This is a genomic window from Rhodoblastus acidophilus (assembly GCF_900187365.1).
GTDB classification, from domain to species: domain Bacteria; phylum Pseudomonadota; class Alphaproteobacteria; order Rhizobiales; family Beijerinckiaceae; genus Rhodoblastus; species Rhodoblastus acidophilus.
The window spans coordinates 12261-31838 of record NZ_FYDG01000013.1; the positions used below are offsets into that span (position 1 = coordinate 12261).

General features: G+C 66.7%; 21 protein-coding genes. 4 read left to right on the top strand and 17 right to left on the bottom strand.

Annotated features, from left to right (window positions below; genetic code table 11):
- The first annotated feature begins 55 nt into the window (after positions 1-55).
- Positions 56-877: a glycosyltransferase family 25 protein gene (locus CFB24_RS17700; RefSeq protein ID WP_088521971.1), complete on the top strand. Its 822-nt coding sequence runs from the start codon at positions 56-58 to the stop codon at positions 875-877.
- Here CFB24_RS17700 and CFB24_RS17705 read toward each other — a convergent pair.
- From CFB24_RS17705 to CFB24_RS17765, 13 genes are all read right to left on the bottom strand, one after another.
- The gene (locus tag CFB24_RS17705) at positions 870-2510 is read right to left on the bottom strand and encodes a tetratricopeptide repeat protein (RefSeq protein WP_158255257.1); all 1641 of its coding nucleotides are present in this window, start codon (positions 2508-2510) and stop codon (positions 870-872) included. The genes CFB24_RS17700 and CFB24_RS17705 overlap by 8 nt on opposite strands.
- Positions 2511-2585: 75 nt before the next feature.
- The gene (locus CFB24_RS17710; RefSeq protein ID WP_088521973.1) at positions 2586-3149 is read right to left on the bottom strand and encodes a hypothetical protein; all 564 of its coding nucleotides are present in this window, start codon (positions 3147-3149) and stop codon (positions 2586-2588) included.
- Between the two features lie 24 nt (positions 3150-3173).
- Positions 3174-4349, bottom strand: a complete 1176-nt coding sequence (locus CFB24_RS17715; protein ID WP_088521974.1) for a zinc-dependent alcohol dehydrogenase — start codon at positions 4347-4349, stop codon at positions 3174-3176.
- A 115-nt stretch (positions 4350-4464) separates the two neighbouring features.
- Positions 4465-5370, bottom strand: coding sequence for a formate/nitrite transporter family protein (locus CFB24_RS17720; protein ID WP_206605478.1), 906 nt, complete (start codon positions 5368-5370; stop codon positions 4465-4467).
- A 262-nt stretch (positions 5371-5632) separates the two neighbouring features.
- The gene (gene phoB / locus CFB24_RS17725) at positions 5633-6376 is read right to left on the bottom strand and encodes a phosphate regulon transcriptional regulator PhoB (RefSeq protein WP_088521975.1); all 744 of its coding nucleotides are present in this window, start codon (positions 6374-6376) and stop codon (positions 5633-5635) included.
- Positions 6377-6576: 200 nt separating this feature from the next.
- Positions 6577-7275, bottom strand: coding sequence for a phosphate signaling complex protein PhoU (gene phoU / locus CFB24_RS17730; RefSeq protein WP_088521976.1), 699 nt, complete (start codon positions 7273-7275; stop codon positions 6577-6579).
- Positions 7276-7284: 9 nt separating this feature from the next.
- Entirely contained in the window at positions 7285-8028 is a 744-nt protein-coding gene (pstB, locus tag CFB24_RS17735; RefSeq protein WP_244593249.1) for a phosphate ABC transporter ATP-binding protein PstB, read from the bottom strand.
- A gap of 108 nt (positions 8029-8136) precedes the next feature.
- The gene (gene pstA / locus CFB24_RS17740; protein WP_088521978.1) at positions 8137-8976 is read right to left on the bottom strand and encodes a phosphate ABC transporter permease PstA; all 840 of its coding nucleotides are present in this window, start codon (positions 8974-8976) and stop codon (positions 8137-8139) included.
- Positions 8976-9983 carry a phosphate ABC transporter permease subunit PstC gene (pstC, locus tag CFB24_RS17745; protein ID WP_088521979.1) on the bottom strand — a complete coding sequence of 336 codons (1008 nt, stop codon included), beginning with the start codon at positions 9981-9983 and terminating at the stop codon, positions 8976-8978. Before pstC ends, pstA begins: the two co-directional genes overlap by 1 nt.
- Positions 9984-10097: 114 nt before the next feature.
- Positions 10098-11144, bottom strand: coding sequence for a phosphate ABC transporter substrate-binding protein PstS (gene pstS, locus CFB24_RS17750; protein ID WP_088521980.1), 1047 nt, complete (start codon positions 11142-11144; stop codon positions 10098-10100).
- Between the two features lie 154 nt (positions 11145-11298).
- Positions 11299-12339 (bottom strand): ATP-binding protein, encoded by a 1041-nt coding sequence (locus tag CFB24_RS17755; protein WP_088521981.1) that lies wholly within the window; start codon positions 12337-12339, stop codon positions 11299-11301.
- A gap of 9 nt (positions 12340-12348) precedes the next feature.
- Positions 12349-13431: a lysylphosphatidylglycerol synthase domain-containing protein gene (locus CFB24_RS17760; RefSeq protein WP_244593248.1), complete on the bottom strand. Its 1083-nt coding sequence runs from the start codon at positions 13429-13431 to the stop codon at positions 12349-12351.
- A gap of 207 nt (positions 13432-13638) precedes the next feature.
- Positions 13639-14040 (bottom strand): 2Fe-2S iron-sulfur cluster-binding protein, encoded by a 402-nt coding sequence (locus CFB24_RS17765; RefSeq protein WP_088521983.1) that lies wholly within the window; start codon positions 14038-14040, stop codon positions 13639-13641.
- A 205-nt stretch (positions 14041-14245) separates the two neighbouring features.
- On the opposite strand from CFB24_RS17765, the gene CFB24_RS17770 reads away from it, so the two are divergent.
- A complete protein-coding gene (locus tag CFB24_RS17770; RefSeq protein WP_088521984.1) occupies positions 14246-14545 on the top strand; it encodes a helix-hairpin-helix domain-containing protein in 300 nt (99 codons plus the stop codon).
- Here the strand turns inward: CFB24_RS17770 and carA are convergent.
- The gene (gene carA / locus CFB24_RS17775) at positions 14542-15723 is read right to left on the bottom strand and encodes a glutamine-hydrolyzing carbamoyl-phosphate synthase small subunit (protein ID WP_088521985.1); all 1182 of its coding nucleotides are present in this window, start codon (positions 15721-15723) and stop codon (positions 14542-14544) included. The two genes, CFB24_RS17770 and carA, sit on opposite strands and share 4 nt — an antisense overlap.
- A gap of 151 nt (positions 15724-15874) precedes the next feature.
- Here carA and CFB24_RS17780 point away from each other — a divergent pair, with 151 nt between their 5' ends.
- On the top strand, positions 15875-16327 hold the full coding sequence (locus CFB24_RS17780) for a GatB/YqeY domain-containing protein (protein ID WP_088521986.1): 453 nt from the start codon (positions 15875-15877) through the stop codon (positions 16325-16327).
- A gap of 39 nt (positions 16328-16366) precedes the next feature.
- On the opposite strand, the gene pgeF is transcribed toward CFB24_RS17780, so the two are convergent.
- From pgeF to lgt, 3 genes are read right to left on the bottom strand one after another with little or no spacing between them, the layout of a single operon-like run.
- Positions 16367-17137, bottom strand: a complete 771-nt coding sequence (gene pgeF / locus CFB24_RS17785; protein WP_088521987.1) for a peptidoglycan editing factor PgeF — start codon at positions 17135-17137, stop codon at positions 16367-16369.
- Positions 17127-18236, bottom strand: coding sequence for a class I SAM-dependent methyltransferase (locus CFB24_RS17790; protein WP_088521988.1), 1110 nt, complete (start codon positions 18234-18236; stop codon positions 17127-17129). Before CFB24_RS17790 ends, pgeF begins: the two co-directional genes overlap by 11 nt.
- The gene (gene lgt, locus CFB24_RS17795) at positions 18229-19068 is read right to left on the bottom strand and encodes a prolipoprotein diacylglyceryl transferase (protein ID WP_088521989.1); all 840 of its coding nucleotides are present in this window, start codon (positions 19066-19068) and stop codon (positions 18229-18231) included. The genes CFB24_RS17790 and lgt overlap by 8 nt, the downstream gene beginning before the upstream one ends.
- A gap of 217 nt (positions 19069-19285) precedes the next feature.
- On the opposite strand from lgt, the gene CFB24_RS17800 reads away from it, so the two are divergent.
- Positions 19286-19558, top strand: a complete 273-nt coding sequence (locus tag CFB24_RS17800; protein ID WP_088521990.1) for an accessory factor UbiK family protein — start codon at positions 19286-19288, stop codon at positions 19556-19558.
- Positions 19559-19578: the final 20 nt, after the last annotated feature.

A 19578-nucleotide genomic window follows, 5' to 3' on the forward strand; every position in this document is an offset into this window, starting at 1 on the left:
AGGCAGGTAGGCAAGTTTTGGCGCCGCGACCGCCGTCGAAAAAACAGAACGGGCGATGGACTGTTTTTTTATCAATCTCGACAGGGAAACCGGCAGGCGGCGCCGGCTGGAAGAAAAGTTCAATCGGTTCCGCACCGAAAACTGGCGGCTCATCCGCCTTCCCGCAATCACGTCGCAAGATGTCATCGAGAACGAGATTGGCGGCTGTCTCAGTCCGGCGGAAAAAGCGTGTTTCCTGAGCCACAGGGAGGCGATCCTGAACGCCGCGAAAGGGGCTTCGGACGCCCTGATCACCGAGGATGACGCGTTGTTCGGGGCGTCGACCTTCGCGGTGCTGGACTCGATCCTGAGCGGGCCGGACGCTTTCGAAGCCGATGTCATTTTCACGGAGGTCGGCATTCCCGACGTCGAGACTCAGTTCAGGCTGGTCAAGATCAAGCAGAACCTTCCAAGCCAAAGCCCGTTCGTGCTGATGGACCTGAAGGGGATTCCCAGTTTCTTCGCGGCGTCGTCCTATGTGGTCAGGAAAAAATCGGCCCATAAGCTGCTGGACCGCCTGTCGCGGTTCGCCACATTCGATGCGCCCTACGATATCGCCTTGAGGCAGCTGATTCATGCCGGCGAAATCAGCGCCGCCGTGATATTTCCCTTTGTCACCTCGATTTCGGACGACAGTTTGACGTCCAGCATTCAGGCGCACGACCGCAGGAAAACCGATGCGGTGTGGATGGCGTTTCGCCGGATGATCTGGTCCGACGCCCGACAGGACGAGTGCGACGGCCTGCTCGGCCGGCTTGATGACGAGATCGACGCGGGATCGAGGTCTTTCGGACGGATTTGGGCGCTGATGGCCGACAAGAGCTTCACATTCAAATAAAGCGTCGCTCGCCCAGCGCGACCTCCATGCGGCGGAACAGTTCGGGCCAGTCGCCTGGCCGGGATTGCCGGAACAGGCGCGCCGTCGGGTAGAACGGACTGTCGTCGCGGTCCCGCAGCCAGCGCCATTCCGAGGCGACCTGCAACGCGATCCAGACCGGACGCCGCAGGCTTCCGGCAAGATGCGCCAACGCCGTGTCGCAGGTGACGACGAGATCGAGCGAGGCCATCAGCGCGGCGGTGTCGATGAACGCATCCGGGCCAGCGTCGAAAACCGGCCCCGGGTCTTCCACCGCGAACAGGCCGGCGATGTCGCGCATTTGCTCCGCACCCGCGTTCTTCTGCAGCGACCACAGTTTGACGCCGGGGAGGCGGCTGAGCGGGGCCAGCGCGGCGAGCGGGAAGGAGCGGCCGCGATCGACGTCGCCGCTCGGATTGCCTTGCCAGGCGACGCCGATGTGAAAAAGATCGGGCTGCAGTTTCGCGCGCCAACGGGCGAGAGGGGCGTCGCCGATGTCGAGGCGCGCCGGCTCCACGAACAAATCGGCCGCGTTGAGTCCCAGGCGGCGCGGCAGGCTCATCAGCGGCGCGTGGGCGTCGTGCGCTTCCTGCGACGCCTGATCCAGCCCGATCACGCGCACGCCTGGGAGCTTCGCCAGCAACCAGCGCAACGGATTTTGCACGGCCAATGTCACCGCCGCGCCGCGCGCCGCCAGCAGGCTGGCGTAGCGCGAAAAATGCAGCGTGTCGCCCAGCCCCTGTTCCGCCCAGACCAGGATTTTCGCGCCGGAGGCTTGGCCGCCGCGCCATTCCGGGAAAGCGAAACGCCGCTCCGTCCAGGCCGGGAGGCGGCGGCGCCATTCGAGCGCCGCCAGGCCCTCGCGGACCTCCCCCGCCGCCAGCAGCAGATGCGCCCGCGTCAGCCCGCTTTCGGCGTCGTTCGGATTGAGCGCCAGGGCGCGTTCGCAACTCGCGAGCGCCTCGGCGTCGCGGCCCAGATCGGCCAGGGCGCGGCCCCTGTTGGCGTGCGCTGGGGCGTAATCGGGGGCGCGTTCGACCGCGCGGTCGAGCAGTTTGATCGCCTCGCCGCTGCGTTGCGCCCTGGCGAGAAGCACGGCGCAATTGTTCAGGGCCTCGACGAAACCGGGGTTTTGCGCGAGGGCCTGCCGATAGCTGGCGATCGCGTCCTCCGGCCGGCCCAGAGCCGCCAGCGCGACGCCGCGATTGTAGTGGGCCGGCGCGAAATCCGGCCACAGACTGAGGGTGATTTCGCTGGCGGCGAGGGCGCGGGCGAATTCGCGCAAATCGTTCAGCGCGGCGGCGACGCCATTGTGCGCCTCCTTGTCGCGGCCATCCAACGCGACCGCCGCCGCGTAATGGTTCAGCGCGGCGCCGGGATCGCCCAGGCCGGCGCAGGCGGCGCCCAGGATTTTGCGCGCGAGGACGCTGTGCGGCGCGAGCGATGCGGCTTCGGCGGCGGCCGCCGCGCCGCCGCGAAAATCGCCGCTTTGCAGACAGGCGCCCGCCCGCCCGAGCCAGTGTTCGGGCGTGAGCGCATTGTCGCGCAACGCCGACTCGCACGTGCGCAGGGCGGATGCGGAATCGCCGGCCTGCGGGGCTGCGGATGGCGGCATGCGGCTCCTCGTTTCGAGAGATCGCCGGATCATGCGCGCCCAAGATTGCGCGAGGTTGGCGGGATCGGGCGCGACTTACTGCGCGGCTGTCGTCACGGGATCGGCGCCGCCCCGCTTTGGCGAGCGGACGTCGCTGACGCCGTCGCGCGCCGCCCGAAGGCCGCGTGGAAAACCGGACCGGTCGCGATAGGACGGGCGCGGATCCCTGCGTTTGCGATTGGCGCGGGCGGCGAGGACCTGCGTGGCGGCGACATCCAGCACGGTCACGCCCAGCACAAGCGCCAGCGCCAGACCAACCGTGTCGCGCCGGGGATTGTCGCGGCCGCGCGCCGCCATCAGCGTGGCGATGTCGAGCGCGTCGCCGCCCACCCGGCTCCACAGCCCCGCCTGCTTGTCGACCGACAGCGTGGCGACGCCGGCCGCCAGCTCGCGCACGCCATAGAGGCGCACCAGCCCGTGCCCGTTCAGGCCAAGGACGCGCGAAAGGCGGCGCGCGGCGAAAAGTTCGGTCAGCCCGAGCGCGATGCTGAACCAGCCCAGCGCCTTGGCGAGCCGGTCCACGGCGCCCAGCGAGCTTTGGCCGGCGTCGAGAATTTTCGGATCGCCGGCATTGCGGGCGACATTGGCGATGAAAGTCATGGTGCGTCTCCCGCTCGAAAAGCTTCAGGGTTTCAGGACCACCTTGACGCAGCCGTCCTGCTTGTCGCGGAACACCTTGTACATCTCCGGCCCATCCGCGAGCGGGACCGTGTGGGTCACCACGAAGGCGGGGTCGATCAGGCCTTCCTCGATGTAGCGCAGCAGATCGTCGGTCCAGCGGTTGACATGGGTCTGGCCGGTGCGAACGGTGATCCCCTTGTTCATCAATTGGCCCAGCGGAATCTTGTCGTCGAAACCGGCGTAGACGCCGGGAATCGAGATCACGCCGCCGCCGCGGCAGACATAGATGATCTCGCGCAGGGCGTGCGGGCGGTCGGTCTCGACGCCAAGCATCTGCTTGCCCCGGTCGTAGAGCGTGTCGGGCTGCGACGGCATGACGTGGGATTCCATGCCGACGCAGTCGATGCATTTGTCGGGGCCGTCGCCGCCGGTCAGTTCGTTCAGGCGCTCGATCACGCTTTCCCTGGAAAAGTCGATGGCGATCGCGCCGGCGGCCTCGGCCATTTCCAGCCGCTCCGGCAGGCGGTCGATGGCGATCACCTGTTCAGCGCCAAGCAGCAGGGCGCTGCGGATCGCCATCTGGCCGACCGGGCCGCAGCCCCAGACCGCCACAATGTCGGTCGGCTCGATGTCGCATTGCACGGCGGCCTGCCAGCCGGTGGGGAAGATGTCGCTGAGAAACAGCAGGGATTCGTCGGGCACGCCGTCGGGGACTTTGATGTGCGTCGCATCGGCGAAGGGCACGCGCAAAAATTCGGCCTGGCCGCCGGGATAGCCGCCGGTGAGATGCGTGTAGCCGAACAGGCCGGCGGTTCCGTGGCCGAACACTTTGTCGGCGAGGCGCTTGTTGCGGTTGCTGCGCTGGCACAGCGAGAAATTGCCGCGTTGGCACTGTTCGCATTGACCGCAGAAAATGGTGAAGGGCACGACGACGCGGTCGCCGACCTTCAGTTTGCCCCTGGCCTCGGCGCCGACCTCGACGACCTCGCCCATCGCCTCATGCCCCATGATGTCCCCGGGCAACATGGCCGGAATGAAATTGTGGAACAGGTGCAGGTCCGAGCCGCAAATCGCGCAACTGGTCACCTTGACGATGGCGTCGCGCGGGTCCTCGATTCCGGGGTCCGTCACCCTGTCGCAGCGGATGTCTTCCTTGCCATGCCAGACCAGCGCTCGCATGCTTTTCTCCTCTAGGGGAAAGACGGCGCGTTCGCATCCGCCTCGCGCTAGAACCCCGAGGGGATTCCAGATGTTCCGTCGCGTCGGGCGCGGCGCTAAATCTCGCGCGCGCCCGCTAAATCTCGCGTGCGACCTGGGCGTAGGCGAGCAGCGCGAACAGCGCGGTGCCGCCGATGATGTTGCCGGCGAGCGTGGGGAGAATGAACGTGGCGGCGACATCGAGGAATGTGGAATGGCCGTTCACGACGACGAAAAACGCCTCCACGCTGCCGGCGACGACATGGGCGAACCCGCCCGCCGCGATCAGCCAGGTCATCATGGCGATCATATGGATCTGGGTGGATTGCGCGGCGGGCAGCAGCCACACCATGGCGGCCATCAGATAGCCGGCGGCGACGCCCTTGACGAGCGTGGTCGGCCACGCTGCGCCGACAGCCTCGACGCTCTGCGCGAGCATCGCCGCATGCAGGTCGGCGGACAGAACGGGCGCGGCGCTGAAGAACAGCGCCGCGAGAAAATCGCCGGTCATGTTGGCGATAAAGACCACGCTCCAGACCCGCGCCAATTGCCGCAGGTTTTCGCGCGAAAAACGCGCCAGCAGCGGCAGAACCAGCGTGATCGTGTTTTCGGTGAAGAGTTGCTGCCGCGACAGGATCACCACTTCGAAACCGACGGCGTAGCCAAGCGCCGAGACGAGGCGGCCCCAGGAGGTTTCGGGCAGGCTCATCGCCAGCAAGGCCTGCGCCAGCGGCGAAAGGCTGATCGAAAGGCCGGCGGCGAAACCGGACCACCACAGAGAGAAGGTCGGCCGCGCCATCTCCTCCTCGCCGAGCCGTCGCACCACCTGATAGATGACAGGGGTGCGCGGACCCGAACGGTCCTCGACGTCGCGGTCCTCGGTTGCGGTCAGCGCGCTTGGCGGCCGCCCATTCTCTGCAGCGTCGACGAGGTCGGCTTCGCGGTCGGTCATGCCGACCAGTCCCGCGCCGCGCGCCGTGCGCCGCGTCCATAGCTTAACCACGCCCGGGGCCAGGCGACATGGACGGTCAGGCGGCTCCTGAAATCGACCAGCAGCCTCAGAGGAAGCAGCGACCAGGCGAGCCAGCCCGGAACCCCGCGCATGTGCAGGCCGAGCGGCGCGCCGAGGATAAAGAGTCCGGGCGGGCCGGGGTGCGTAGGATCTGGCGCAAGAACGGCTGTCGGCATGGCGGCCCGCAGATGGGAGACGCCGGGTCAACTTCGGCGGCCGGCTTCCGTTCCCCGCGCGGCGCGGCGCCGGCCGTTCAGCCTCGGCCGAACGTCTCGTCGAAGGCGTAGCCGGCGCCGCGGACGGTGCGGATCGGATCTTCCTCGCCGCGCTGCGCCAGGGCCTTGCGCAGGCGCCCGATATGGACGTCCACCGTGCGCTCGTCGATTTCGGCGGAAAAGCCCCAGACGCTGTCGAGCAATTGCGAGCGGGCGAACACCCGGCCTGGCTTTTCCATCAGATATTCCAGCAGCCGGAATTCGGTCGGCCCCAGATGAATGTCGCGGCCGGCGCGGCGCACGCGGCGGGTCTCGCGGTCAAGCTCGATGTCGCCGGCGGCGAGCTTGGTCGCCACCCGCTCGGGCCGGGCGCGGCGCAGCAGGGCGCGCACGCGCGCCATCAGCTCCGGCACCGAGAACGGCTTGACCACGTAATCGTCGGCGCCGACCGAGAGGCCGCGCACGCGCTCTCCCTCCTCGCCGCGCGCCGTGAGCATGATCACCGGCAGGGTGCGCGTCGCCTCGCGGGCGCGCAGGCGGCGGCAGATCTCCAGGCCGGACACGCCGGGCAGCATCCAGTCGAGAATGACGAGGTCGGGCGCGGCCTCCTCCAGTCGCAATTCCGCCTCGTCGCCGCGCTCCACGCGCTCGACCACATAGCCTTCGGCTTCGAGATTGTAGCCCAGCAGCAGCGACAGAGCGGATTCATCCTCGACCACCAGAATGCGCGGCGCCCCGCCGGGGGAGGCCGCGGTGATGGCGTTGGCGCGCGTCTCGTTCATGGTCGGTCCTCAAAGTGTTTTCGAGCGAAGCAGGCGCCGGCTCGCGGAAATGGATATGCCGGGCGCTGTCGGGCGAACCGGGGTTCGCCCGCGGGCTCCAGCGCATATTCCCGAAAAGCGTGCGCGGTTTTCGGAAAAGAATATGCGCCAAAACAAAAAGCTAGCGTGTGTTCGGCGAACGGAAGCTCATCGAACGCGCGCTACGGCGTGACGGCCGACGCGACGCCGCGCGGCCGTTCGGTGGGCAGGGCCTTTCCGGTCCGAATGTAATAGACCGTCTCGGCGATATTGGTGGTGTGGTCGCCGACCCGCTCGAGATTCTTCGAGCAGAACAGAAGATGGGTGCAAAACGTGATGTTGCGCGGATCTTCCATCATGTGGGTGAGCAATTCGCGGAACACCGAATCTTCGAGCGCGTCGAGTTCGACGTCGCGCAGCCACACCGCCTTGGCGCGGTCGGCGTCGCGCTGGGCGTAGGCGTCGAGCACGTCGTTGAGCTGCACCACCGCGAGATCGTGCATGCTCTTGAGGCCGCCCACGGCGCGGGGAATGCGGCCCTCGCCGGCGATCTTGGCGGCGCGCTTGGAAATATTCTTGGCGAGGTCGCCGACGCGCTCCAGCTCGTTGGAAATGCGCAGCGCGCCGATGATCTCGCGCAGATCCACCGCGACGGGCTGGCGCTTGGCGATGATGGCGACGGTCTCCTCCTCGACCAGGCGCTGCAGCGCGTCAAGCCGGGCGTCGGCGGCGACCACCTGCTGCGCCAGCACGGCGTTGAGGCCGGCCAGCGCGTCCATGGCGTCGGCGAGCATCTTTTCGGCGATGCCGCCCATTTCGGAAATGTGGCGGCCGAGCAGTTCCAGTTCGACGTCGAAAGACTTGACGGTATGATCGATCATGAGGTCCTCTCAGCCGAAACGGCCGGTGATGTAGTCCTGGGTGCGGCTTTCCTTCGGCGCCTGGAACATTTGCGAGGTCTCGCCGAACTCGACCATTTCGCCGAGATACATGAACGCGGTGTATTGCGAGACGCGCACCGCCTGCTGCATGTTGTGGGTGACGATGGCGATTGTGTACTCCTGGCGCAATTCGTCGATCAGCTCTTCGACCTTGGCGGTCGAGATCGGGTCGAGCGCCGAGCAGGGCTCGTCGAACAGGATCACTTCGGGCTGGATCGCCACGGTGCGCGCGATGCACAGGCGCTGCTGCTGGCCGCCGGACAGCGACAGGCCGGAGGCGTTGAGCTTGTCCTTCACTTCGTCCCAGATGGCGGCGCCGCGCAACGCTTTTTCGACGCGCTCGTCCATGTCGGCCTTGCCGATCTTCTCGTAGAGCCGCACGCCGAAGGCGATGTTCTCGTAGATGGTCATCGGAAACGGCGTGGGTTTCTGGAACACCATGCCGACCCGCGCGCGCAGGGCGTTGAGGTCGAGCTTGGGGTCGAGCACGTTCTCGCCGTCGAGCAGAACCTGTCCCTCGGCGTGCTGGCCGGGATAGAGGTCGTACATGCGGTTGAGCACGCGCAGCAACGTGGATTTGCCGCAGCCCGACGGGCCGATGAAGGCGGTGACCTTGCGGTCGAACAGCGGCACGCAGACCTTCTTCAAGGCGCGCGAGTCGCCATAGAAGAAGTCGAGATCGCGCACCGACATTTTTTCGGGGAGGGCGGGCAGCTCGGGGGCGGCGAGTCCTTCCGGCGCCAGCGGGTGCGCGGTTTCCTGAACCCGGTCGTGGGGAATGGATTCGTTCATGGGACGGCCTTACTTCATGGTTTTCTGGGCGCCGAGGATGCGCGCCGTGACGGAGAGCGCGAGCACGGCGGTGGTGATGAGCAGCGCGCCGGCCCAGGCGAGGTTCTGCCAGTCCTTGTAGGGCGACAGCGCGAACTGGAAGATCACCACCGGCAGGCTGGCCATGGGCGCGTTGAGGTTGGCGCTGAAGAACTGGTTGTTCAGCGCGGTGAACAGCAGCGGCGCCGTTTCGCCGGAGACGCGCGCCACCGCCAGCAGCAGGCCCGTGATCAGCCCGGACCGGGCCGCCTTGTAGGCGATGTGGCGGATGATCAGCGCGCGCGGCAGGCCGAGCGCGATGGAGGCTTCGCGCAGGCCGCCGGGCACGAGATTGAGCATGTCCTCGGTGGTGCGCACGACGACGGGAACCACCAGCAGCGCCAGCGACAGGGCGCCGGCGATGGCGGAGAAATGCCCGATCCGCACCACGGTGATCTCGTAAACGAACAGGCCGATCACGATCGAGGGCGCCGACAGCAGAATGTCGTTGATGAAGCGCACGACCATGGTGAGCTTCGCGTGGCGGCCGTATTCCGCCATATACGTGCCGGCGAACAGGCCGAGCGGCGCGCCGAGGGCCACGCCGAGCACGGTCATGATCAGAGATCCGACAATGGCGTTGAGCAGCCCGCCGGTCGCGCCGGGCGGCGGCGTGTTCTGGGTGAAGACGGCCAGGTTCAGGCTGGTGAACCCGTTCCAGAGCAACGCGCCGAGGATCAGGGCCAGGGCGAGCAGTCCGAGCGCGGCGGAGCCGATGCAGGCGCCCATGGCGAGCGCGCTGCGCGCTTTGCGGGTGGCGGCGAGCGACATTAGCGCCCCTCCTGTCTCTTGATGCGCGCCAGCATCAGGCGCGAAGCCGCCAGCACGACGAAGGTGATGATGAAAAGCACAAGACCGAGCGCGATCAGCGAGGATGTGTAGAGCACTCCGTCGGCTTCGGTGAATTCATTGGCGATGGTCGCCGAAATGGTCGTGCCCGGCCCAAGGATCGACGGGTGGATCTTGTGGGCGTTGCCGATGACGAAAGTGACCGCCATGGTTTCGCCGAGCGCGCGGCCCAGCGCCAGCATCACGCCGCCGATCAGGCCGGCGCCGGTATAGGGCATGACGATGCGCCGCACGACTTCCCAGCGCGTGCAGCCGACGCCGAACGCCGCCTCTTTCAGCACGGTCGGCACGGTGGCGAACACGTCGCGGGAGATCGACGCGATCAGCGGCAGGATCATGATGGCGAGGATGATCGAGGCGGTGAAAATGCCGATGCCATAGGGCGGGCCGGCGAACAGGTCGTTCAGCAGCGGCACGTCGGCGAAGCCGGCGATCAGCCAGGGCTGCAGCGTCGCCTGCAGCACGGGGGCGAGAATGAACATGCCCCAGATGCCGTAGATGATCGAGGGAATGCCGGCCAGAAGCTCCACCGCCACGCCAATGGGGCGGCGCAGCTGGAACGGGCAGATTTCCGTGAGGAAGACCGCGATGCCGAAGCCGACCGGCGCCGCGATCAGCAGCGCGATGAACGAGGTCAGCAGCGTGCCGTAGATGGCCGGACCCGCGCCGAATTTCTCCGTCACCGGGTTCCAGGACTGCGAGGTCAGGAAGCCGAAGCCGAATTCCCGCAGCGCCGGGGCAGAGCCGTGGATCAGCGAGATAATCACGCCGCCGAGCAGGACCAGCACGGCGATGGCGGAGGATTTGGTCAGGGTGTGGAAGGCCCGATCGCCCAGTTCGAAGCGTTTGAGCGCCGCCTCGCGACTGACGATCAGGGCGCGGGCGTCGAACGACGCTTTGGCCCGTTGGGGCGCTGCCGTCTCCGTCATGAAACCTGTCTCCTTCGGGGCGCGTCGCGCCGACCCGCCTCGGGAATGAAGGGCCGGAGGCGGCGCCCCCGGCCCGGCGTTGCGTTACCTGGCCGCGATTTACCTGGCCGCGATTTACTTGGCCGCGTAGACCGGCTTGCCGTCGGCGCCCTTGATGTCGGTCGCCCAGCTCTTGCGGATCAGGCCGACGACATTGTCGGGCATCGGGATATAGTCAAGAGCTTCCGCCTCCTTGGCGCCGCTCTTGAAGGCCCAGTCGAAGAACTTGACCGCTTCGGCGACGGCTACGGCGTCGCTCGGCTGCTTGTGGACCAGGATGAAGGTGGCGGCGGTGATCGGCCAGGACTTTTCGCCGGGCTGGTCGGTCAGGATCTGGTAAAAGCCGGGGGCGTGGACCCAGTCGGCGTTGGCGGCGGCGGCCTGGAAGGTCGCGATGGCCGGGGCGACGGTTTTGCCGGCCTTGTTCACGAGATCCGCGAACGGGATCTTGTTCTGCTTGGCGTAGGCGTATTCGACATAGCCGATCGCGCCCTTGGTGTTGGCGACGGTGTTGGCGACGCCTTCATTGCCCTTGGCGGCGAGGCCGACGGGCCATTCCACGGCGGCGTCGGAGCCGACCTTGGACTTCCAGTCCGCCGAAACCTTGGCCAGGTAGTCGGTGAAGTTGAAGGTGGTGCCGGAGCCGTCCGAACGATGCACGACGGCGATCGGGGCTTCCGAGAGCTTGAGCTTCGGGTTCAGCTTGGCGATGGCCGGATCGTTCCAGGCCTTGATTTCGCCGAGGAAAATCTTGGCGAGGGTGGGGCCGTCGAGCACGAGCTGGTCGGAGGCGACGCCCTCGACATTGATGACCGGCACGATGCCGCCCATCACCTGCGGCCACTGGACCAGGCCGTTCTTTTCCAGTTCCTCGACCTTGAGCGGCTTGTCGCTGGCGCCGAAGGTCACGGTGTTGGCGATGATCTGCTTGATGCCGCCGCCCGAGCCGATCGACTGGTAGTTCAGGCCGTTGCCGGTCTGGGTCTTATAGGAATCCGCCCATTTGGCGTAGATCGGGTAGGGGAAGGTGGCGCCGGCGCCGGAAATGTCGGCGGCGAGGGCCGGCGCGGTCGCGCCGACGAAGGTGGCGGCCAGGACGGCGCCCAGGAGGAATTTCGACATTGGGACCTCTTGAGAGGATGCGCGCCGGGCGAACCGGCGACCTGCGCATTTTTTGCGCAGGGCGGTCTCTACGACAATAGGGTGACAGTTATATGACGGGGACGGCCCCAGCGTCAGCCCGGCGGTTTCGGCGCGGGCGTCTCAGCCCGGGGCCTTATTCGAACAAGGGCGCGTGCGCGGAGAAGGTCGCGCCTTCGCCCGGCAGCGACTGGATCGACAGCCGGCCGCGATGACGGGCGAGAATGTGCTTGACCAGGGCGAGGCCGAGGCCGGTGCCGCCCTTGGCGCGGCTCTGGCCGACATCGACGCGATAGAACCGCTCGGTGAGGCGGGGAATATTCTCCGGCGCTATGCCCGGCCCCTCGTCGCGCACCGAAAGGATGCCGACGCCGTCGTGGGATTCGATGCTTATCCACACTTTTCTGTCGGCCTGACCCGGCTCGGGCGCGCTGTACTTGATGGCGTTCTCGATCAGGTTTTCGGCGACGCGCAACAGTTCGTCGCGATCGCCGCGCACCAGGATCTTGCGCGCCTCGACCACCAGCTCGATGCGATTGTCCTTGGCGAGCGGCGACAAGGCGTCGCGGACCTGTTCGACCACGGCGGCCAGATCGACCGCCGCGCGCGGCTGGACATGCAGGGTCTGCTCGATGCGCGACAGCGACAGCAGGTCGTCCACCAGCCGCGCCATGCGCCGGGCCTGATGCAACATGATGCCCAGAAACTTTTCGCGCGCGGCCGAGTCGTCGCGGGCCGGGCCGATCAGGGTCTCGATGAAGCCGAGCAGCGAGGCCAGCGGCGTGCGCAATTCATGGCTGGCGTTGGCGACGAAATCCACGCGCATCTGCTCCAGCCGGCGCGATTCCGTCGCGTCGTGCAGCGTCACCGCCACATGGCGCGCCTCCCCGGAGTCGAAAGCCGCGACGCGGGCCTGGTAGAGCCGCTCGACCGGGGCGCGCGCCAGCCAGGAAATGTCCTCGGCCGGGCCGCCGGCCAGCACGCGCGCGACCGCGTCGTGAAGATCGACGGCGCGCAGCGAGGAGGCCAGCGGGGCGTCGAGGCGCAGGTAGGGAAACAGCGCGCGCGCCGGAGTATTGGCGGCGGACAGCCGCAGCGAGCCGGCTATCACCAGCACCGGTTCGGGCATGGCGTCGATCAGGGCCGAAATCAAAGCTGCGTCCCGGCCTGCGGTCATGCGTTGTCCTTATCGGGCGTCCCGGTCTCCGCCCTCGGCCTGATTCATGGCCTCGCGCAAGGCGTCCCAGCGGCGCCCGCCCTCGGTGGCGCCCAGAAGCACCAGAGCGAACACGAAAGGAATGACATAATAAAGAATGCGGAACATCAGCAATGAGGCCAGCAGCGCCTCCTGCGAGGGGGCGGGCAGCGCCTTGAGCATGGTCGCCTCGAACACGCCGATGCCGCCCGGCGCGTGGCTGGCGATGCCGAGCAGGCAGGCGAAGACGTAAACCGAGGCGAAGGTGAAGAAGTCCAGGCCTTCGTGGCTGGGCAGCAACACGTAGAGCACGGCCGCCGCGCAGCACAGGTCGAGCACGCCCAGCGCCATCTGCCCCAGCGTGAGGCCAAGGCCCGGCAGTTCGAACGTCAGGCCCTGCAGTTTGGCGCGCCGGGGCCGCGCCGACACCCAATACAGATAGCCGCCCACGGCGCCGAGCACCGCGGCGCCGATCATGCGGTTGAGAATGACCGCGAACTGGTTGATTTCGGAAATCGAATCCGCCTTGATCATCAGGCCGAAGCCGATGACCACGGCCATGCCCAGCCAAAACGTGACGCCCGCCACCACGGTCAGGCTGGCGATCTTGCCCGGCCGCACGCCTGCGCGGGAGTAAATCCAGTAACGCACGGTTCCGCCGGTGAAAATGGGGAAGCCGAGCGTGAACGAAACCGCGTAGGAGGCGAACGAGCCCAGCGCCGTGGTGCGATACGGCACTTTCAGGCGCAATTGCTTCAGCGCGATGGCGTCATAGCCGGTCAGCATCAGATAGGAGCAGGCGGTGAACAGCAGCCCATAGGAGATTTGCGTCCATGACGTCGCCGCCACGGCGGTGCTCAATTCGGCGAGATTGAGTTTGGCCAGCGTCCGCGACAGGACGAAAAAGGCGATCAGCACCAGCAACAGGCTGGCGACGGCGCCAATCAGCGCCTTGATCTTCGGGCTCGATCGTTGCGGAACCGGCGCGAGCGCGCGGCTTCCCGAGGCGGGCGCGGACGTCGCGTCCGGATCTGCCTCATTTGCGCCGGCGTCTTGCCCGTAATCGCTGTTCATACGCTCCATAGCCCAACTGCCGTTTGTCCGAACGGCCGCCGGACGATTTGCGGTTGATTTAGGGCGCCGGGCTGGGTTCGGCAAGCTCTGAGCCGTATTTAGCAAAATCCATGGCGCGCTGGGGGGAGGATTTATCGCCGCCGTGTCGGCGCCGGTGGCGGGCGGTGGAGCCCGCGACCGACGCCTTTCCCTCAGGTTCGCCCGAAATCAGCCAATGACGGTGGCCGACGACTTGCTCACCTTCACCGGCGTGGCCTCGTCGCCATCAAACTTCACGATAATGTCCTCATCGCGAAAGATATACTGGCAGGCGAGCCGGTAGTGCGGCGGCATGTCGTTGACCTCGGCGTTGGCGACTTCATCGTGAGATATCTTGCCGAGCTGTTTCAGCACTTCCTTTTCCTTTTCGGTCAGGGAAATGGCGCGTGGCGTCTTGCTCAGGATCGTCACTTCGCACAGGCAGGAGCCGCATTCGCCGTCCTGACAGTCGTAGGGAATCGGAACCTTGTGCTCCTTGGCGAGATCGAGCAGCGTGTTGCGCGCTCCCGCCACGGCGTAGACGGTCACATCGCGAGACAATTTCGGCGAGGTAAAAGTCACATTGGCCATTGGTATGCCCTCGGGTTTGCGGAGACGAAGGTTTCCGCGCCGGAGGGCAGCAAAAGACATGCCCCCTCAGGATCGGCGCCAGACCGGATGTTCGGGCGACGAAGTGTCGCGGCTGCTTCAACAGCGAGGCGAAGCCGACAGCGCCTGTCGGCGGCGCGACGGCGGTGTAAGATATGTGCGAGGCGAGAGGGGAGGGCGATCGGCCATGCCGCAACAGGCGAAACCGCAGGCGCTGGAGCAATTGCGCAATGTCGGCAAGGCGGCGCTGGCCGACTTCAGCCGGCTCGGCGTGACAAACGTGCGCCAGCTCGCGGAGCAGGACGCCGACGCGCTTTATGTTCGGCTCATGCGGGAGACGGGACGCCGGCATGACCCCTGCGTTCACGACCTCTTCGCGGCGGCGATCCATCAGGCCCGGACCGGCGAGGCCCTGAACTGGTGGGTTTTCTCGCCGGCGCGAAAGGCGCGTCAGGCTGCGGGCGCTTTCCCGAGTTTTGAGTCTTAGGCCGCGCGGGCCTTGTCCATCATCTCGACGAAGCGCGCGAACAGGTAATGGCTGTCCTGCGGGCCGGGCGAGGCTTCGGGGTGGTGCTGCACGGAAAAGGCCGGGCGGTCGGTGAGGGCGATGCCGCAGTTCGAACCGTCGAACAGCGAGCGGTGGGTTTCCACCGCATTGGCCGGCAGGGTTTTGGGATCGACGGCGAAGCCGTGGTTCATCGAGACGATCTCGACCTTGTCGGTGGTGAAATCCTTGACCGGATGATTGGCGCCGTGATGGCCCTGGTGCATTTTCTCGGTCTTGGCGCCCACCGCCAGCGCCATCATCTGATGGCCCAGGCAGATGCCGAAGGTCGGGATCTTGGCGTCGAGGATCTTCTGAATGGTCGGCACGGCGTATTTGCCGGTTTCGGCGGGGTCGCCGGGGCCGTTGGACAGGAACACCCCATCGGGCTTCAGCGCCAGGATATGCTCCGCCGACGTGGTCGCGGGCACGACCTCGACTTCGCAGCCGGCGTCGGCCAGCAGGCGCAAAATGTTGCGCTTCACGCCGAAGTCGAGCGCCACCACCTTGTAGGCGGTCTTGTCCCGCGCGCCATAGCCGGAGCCGAGCTTCCAGGTGGTTTCGGACCAGGCATAGTCCTTTTCGGCGGTGACGCCGGGAACGAGGTCCATGCCATCAATGCCCGGCCAGGCCGCCGCCTGCTTCTTCAGGGCTTCCACGTCGAACTTGCCTTCGGGGTCATGGGCGATGACGGCGTTGGGCATGCCCTTTTCGCGGATCAGGGCGGTGAGGGCGCGGGTGTCCACGCCGGACAGGCCGACGATGTTGCGGGCCTTGAGCCATTCGACGAAATGGTTTTGCGCGCGGAAATTCGAGGGGTCGGTGACGGGCGCCCGCACGATCACCCCGCGCGCGCCCTCGACCCGCGCCATGTCCACCGTCTCGACGTCCTCGCCATTGGCGCCGACATTGCCGATATGGGGAAAGGTGAAGGTGACGATCTGCGCGGCGTAGGAGGGGTCCGTGAGGATTTCCTGATAGCCGGTCATGGCGGTGTTGAAGCAGACTTCCCCGACCGCCGCGCCGGCCGCGCCGAAGCCGAAGCCTTCGATCACCGTGCCATCCGCCAGAACCAGCAGGGCGGTGGGAAGGGGCTTGGTCCAGCCGTTTTGTTCGGTCATGTCGGTCTCGATCGGGAGTGGCGCGTGCGAAAAAGCGTTTCGTGCGGGACGAAACGCTTTTTTCCATACGGGGGTTGAAATCCAGGTGCAACCTAGGCATTCGAGGCTCAATCGTCAATGCCGACCCTCGGCCGACCAGCGGGATGCTCACATGTTGCGCGAACAATTCACAGCCGAACTCAAGACAGCCATGAAGGCGGGCGACAAGGCCCGCGTGGCCACGATCCGTATGATCACCGCCGCGCTCAAGGATAAGGACATCGAGGCTCGCACCTCCGGCAAGGAGGTCGGCGAGGACGACATTCTCGCGCTGTTGCAGAAGCTGGTGAAGAGCCGGCAGGAGAGCATGACAATCTACGATCAGAACGGCCGTCCCGAACTCGCCGCGCAGGAGCGCGAGGAAATCGCGGTGATCGCCACCTTCCTGCCGCAGCCGCTGAGCGATGAGGACGTCGCCGCCGCCATCAAGGCCGCCATCGCCGAAACCGGCGCGACCTCGATCAAGGAGATGGGCAAGGTCGTGGCCGCGCTCAAGGCCGCCCATGCCGGCAAGATGGACTTCGCCAAGGTCAGCGGTCTGGTGAAGGCCGCGCTGGCTGGGTGAGTTGATGCGGCGCCGGCGCGATTGTTGTCGCGCCGGCGTTCACGCCGGCAGCGCGACGCCCGCCACCAGCCGGCCGTAGTCCGGCTCCTTGCGATGCGTCGTGCGGCGGTAGGAGAAGAAGCGCTCCTCGTCCGAATACGTGTCGAGGCGCGTGTTGTCGAAGCGCCCGATTCCCGCTTGCTCCACCCGGAGTTCGATCAGGCCCGGCAGGTCAAACATGAAATGCTCCGCCTGACGCGATGGGGTGAAGAACCGTGCGTAATCGGCGTTCTCGCCGATGAAGCGTGCGTAAAACTCCGGCCCGACTTCGTAGGATTGCGGGCCGATGGTCGGCCCCAGCGCGCCGGAAATATTTTCGCGGCGCGCGCCAAGCCCCTCCATCGCCGCCACAAGCGCCTCGACCATGCCGGTCAGCGCCCCTTTCCAGCCGGCGTGGGCGGCGCCGATCACCCCGGCCCGGGCGTCGGCCATCAGCAGCACGCCGCAATCGGCGCCGGTCACGCCCAGGCCCAGGCCGGGGGTGTTGCTGACCAGACCGTCGCAGCGCGGCCTTGCGTCCGCCGCCCAGGGGGCCGAAACCGTCCGCGCGTCGGCGGAATGAATTTGATAGGGGACAAGAAAATTTTCCGGCGCGACGCCCAGAAACGCCGCCATGCGCGCGCGGTTTTCGGCCACGGCGGCGGGATCGTCCTGCGAGCCGACGCCGCCGTTCAGCGAGGCGTAAATCCCCTGCGATGCGCCGCCCTTGCGGGTGAAAAAGCCGTGGCTGACGCCGTCGAGCGCCTGCGACCGGATCGCCTCAAGCGTCATGGCCGTCCTCGTCCGGTTCGGTGAAGCCGGGCAGGTCGCGCAGGCCGCGACGGGTGACGGCCAGCACCTTGAACAGGGCGCCCATCCCGGTCTCCTCCATGTCGGTCAGCCGCGCCAGCGCGGCGTCGATCTGCGCGCGCTGGTCCTCGCTCGCGCGGCCGGCCAGCGCCTCGGCGCGCTCGATAATGCCGATGTCGATCAGGAAACGGCCCTGCGGCACGGGGCCGTGCGCTTCGGCATGGACGGCGCGCGCCGCGCGCGACAGGGCGGAAAAATCGACATGGGTGGTCAGGTCGGCCTGTCCCGGTTCGGCGAGCGGATCGACGAAGCGATGCGCCTTGATCGCCTGCAGCGTCTCGCCGAAGCCGGTTTGCAAATAGCCGTAGTCCACCGCCAGCAGCGCGCCGTTCTGTTCGACGATGCGCGCGGCGATTTGCGACATCACCCTTTGCGCCGCCGCATTGATTTCGAGCACGGCGCCGTCCTCGGCCTCCGCCTTGAGGAACGGCTCGATCTGGTCGCCGAGGCCGAAGGCGAGCCGGCCGTCGCCGTCGAGGCCGATCAGCTTCTCGCGCCAGCCCTGCGGCGTCTTCACGTAATGGCGCGTCGGCAGGGCGTCGAAGAATTCGTTGGCGATGAAAATGGCGGGGCCGGCCGGAACGCCGTCGAGGGTGCGATGCCAGCTCACCGGGCGGCCGCACGAGGCCAGCGCCTCGCTCTGGCGGTCCGCGAGCTTGTCGCTGGCCTCGACGAGATGCACGTCGAGCGCGGCGAAAAAGCCCGGCGCCACCCGCGCCGCGCGCAGGAAATCCGACATGAGCGCGCCGCGCCCCGGTCCGAGTTCGACCAGCCGCAGCTCTGCGGGCGCGCCGATGCGCTCCCACAGATCCGCCGCCCACAGACCGATCAGCTCGCCGAACATCTGCGAAATTTCCGGCGCCGTCGTGAAGTCGCCGGTCGCGCCAAACGGATCGCGGGCGGTGTAATAGCCCTTCGACGGATGGGTCAGCGCCAGCGCCATGAAGCGCTCGATCGAAATCGGGCCGTCGTGGGCGATGATCTCACGGATGTCCGCGCCAAGATCGTCCGGTTCAGCCATGTATCGTCTCCAGTTGCGCGCCCGCTCTCCGGCGTAGGGCGAAAATGATCAGGGCGCCGCCGGCCAGCGCCAGCGGCACGGACAGCAGCATGCCCATTGTGGCGCCTCCGAACAGGAAGCCAAGCTGCGGGTCGGGCTCGCGGAAAAATTCGCAGGCGATTCGCGCCAGCGCATAGCCGACCAGGAACAGGCCGCTGGTCAAGCCGGACCGCCGGAAGGCGCCGGCGCGGACCGCGAGCGCCATGACGAGGCCGAGGGCCAGCCCTTCGAGGCCGGCCTCGTAGAGCTGGCTGGGATGGCGCGGCTCCGGCCCTGCGCCCGGAAACATCATGGCCCAGGGGACGTCGGCGGGCCGGCCCCATAGCTCCGGCTTGATGAAATTGGCGAGGCGCCCGAGGAACAGGCCGATGGGCGCGACGCAACAGCAGAGGTCGCCGACCGAAAGAAACAAGACCTTTTCGCGGCGCGCGAACAGGAAGGCGCCGAGCGCGGCGCCGGTCATGCCGCCGTGGAACGACATGCCGCCCTGCCAGACGGCGGGGATTTCCAGCGGATTGGCCAGGAAAAACGGCAGATTGTAGAACAGAACATAGAACAGCCGTCCGCCGAGCACGGCGCCGAAGGCCACGTAAACCAGCAGGTCGTCCAGGCTTCGCGCCGAGGGCCGCGCCACCGCGCCCCATGGGGCGTCGCGCGTCACCAGCCGCTGCGCGATCAGCCAGCCGACGACGAGGGAGACGATATAGCTGAGGGCGTAATAGCGAATCGGCAAAGGCCCGAGCTGGACCATGACCGGGTCGATGACGGGATAGGGCATGACGTAGAGCGGCATGAGCGGTCCCTAAATGAGCGGTCCCCGAATGATCGGTCCCTGGAATGAGCGGTCTCTGAACGTGCGGCCTCCAGGAATGTGCGGTCCTGGGCGGCGGACAAACGCGAGAATCAAGCGATCCGGCGGCACATTAGGCCGGTTTCGCAAAGCTTGCGCGAAAAACTTGCTTTGGCGGCGGAAAAGCCCCATCTCATCGGCGACAACCAGGAGCCCCGCCATGCAGGAACGCCCCCGCTTTTTCGATGACATGTCGCGTTTGTTCAATGACGCCGCCGGCGCGGCCAAAAGCCTCGGCAAGGAGGCGGAGACCATGATCAAGGCGCAGGTCGAGCGGATGATGTCGACAATGGATATTGTCTCGCGCGAGGAATTCGAGGCCGTGCGCGACATGGCGGTCGCCGCCCGCAACGCCAACGACGCGCTGGAGCGGCGCGTGGCCGAACTGGAAGCCAAGCTCGCGGCGACGGCCTCATCCAACGGCGCCGAATAAGGCGCTGTTGCGATAGTTGT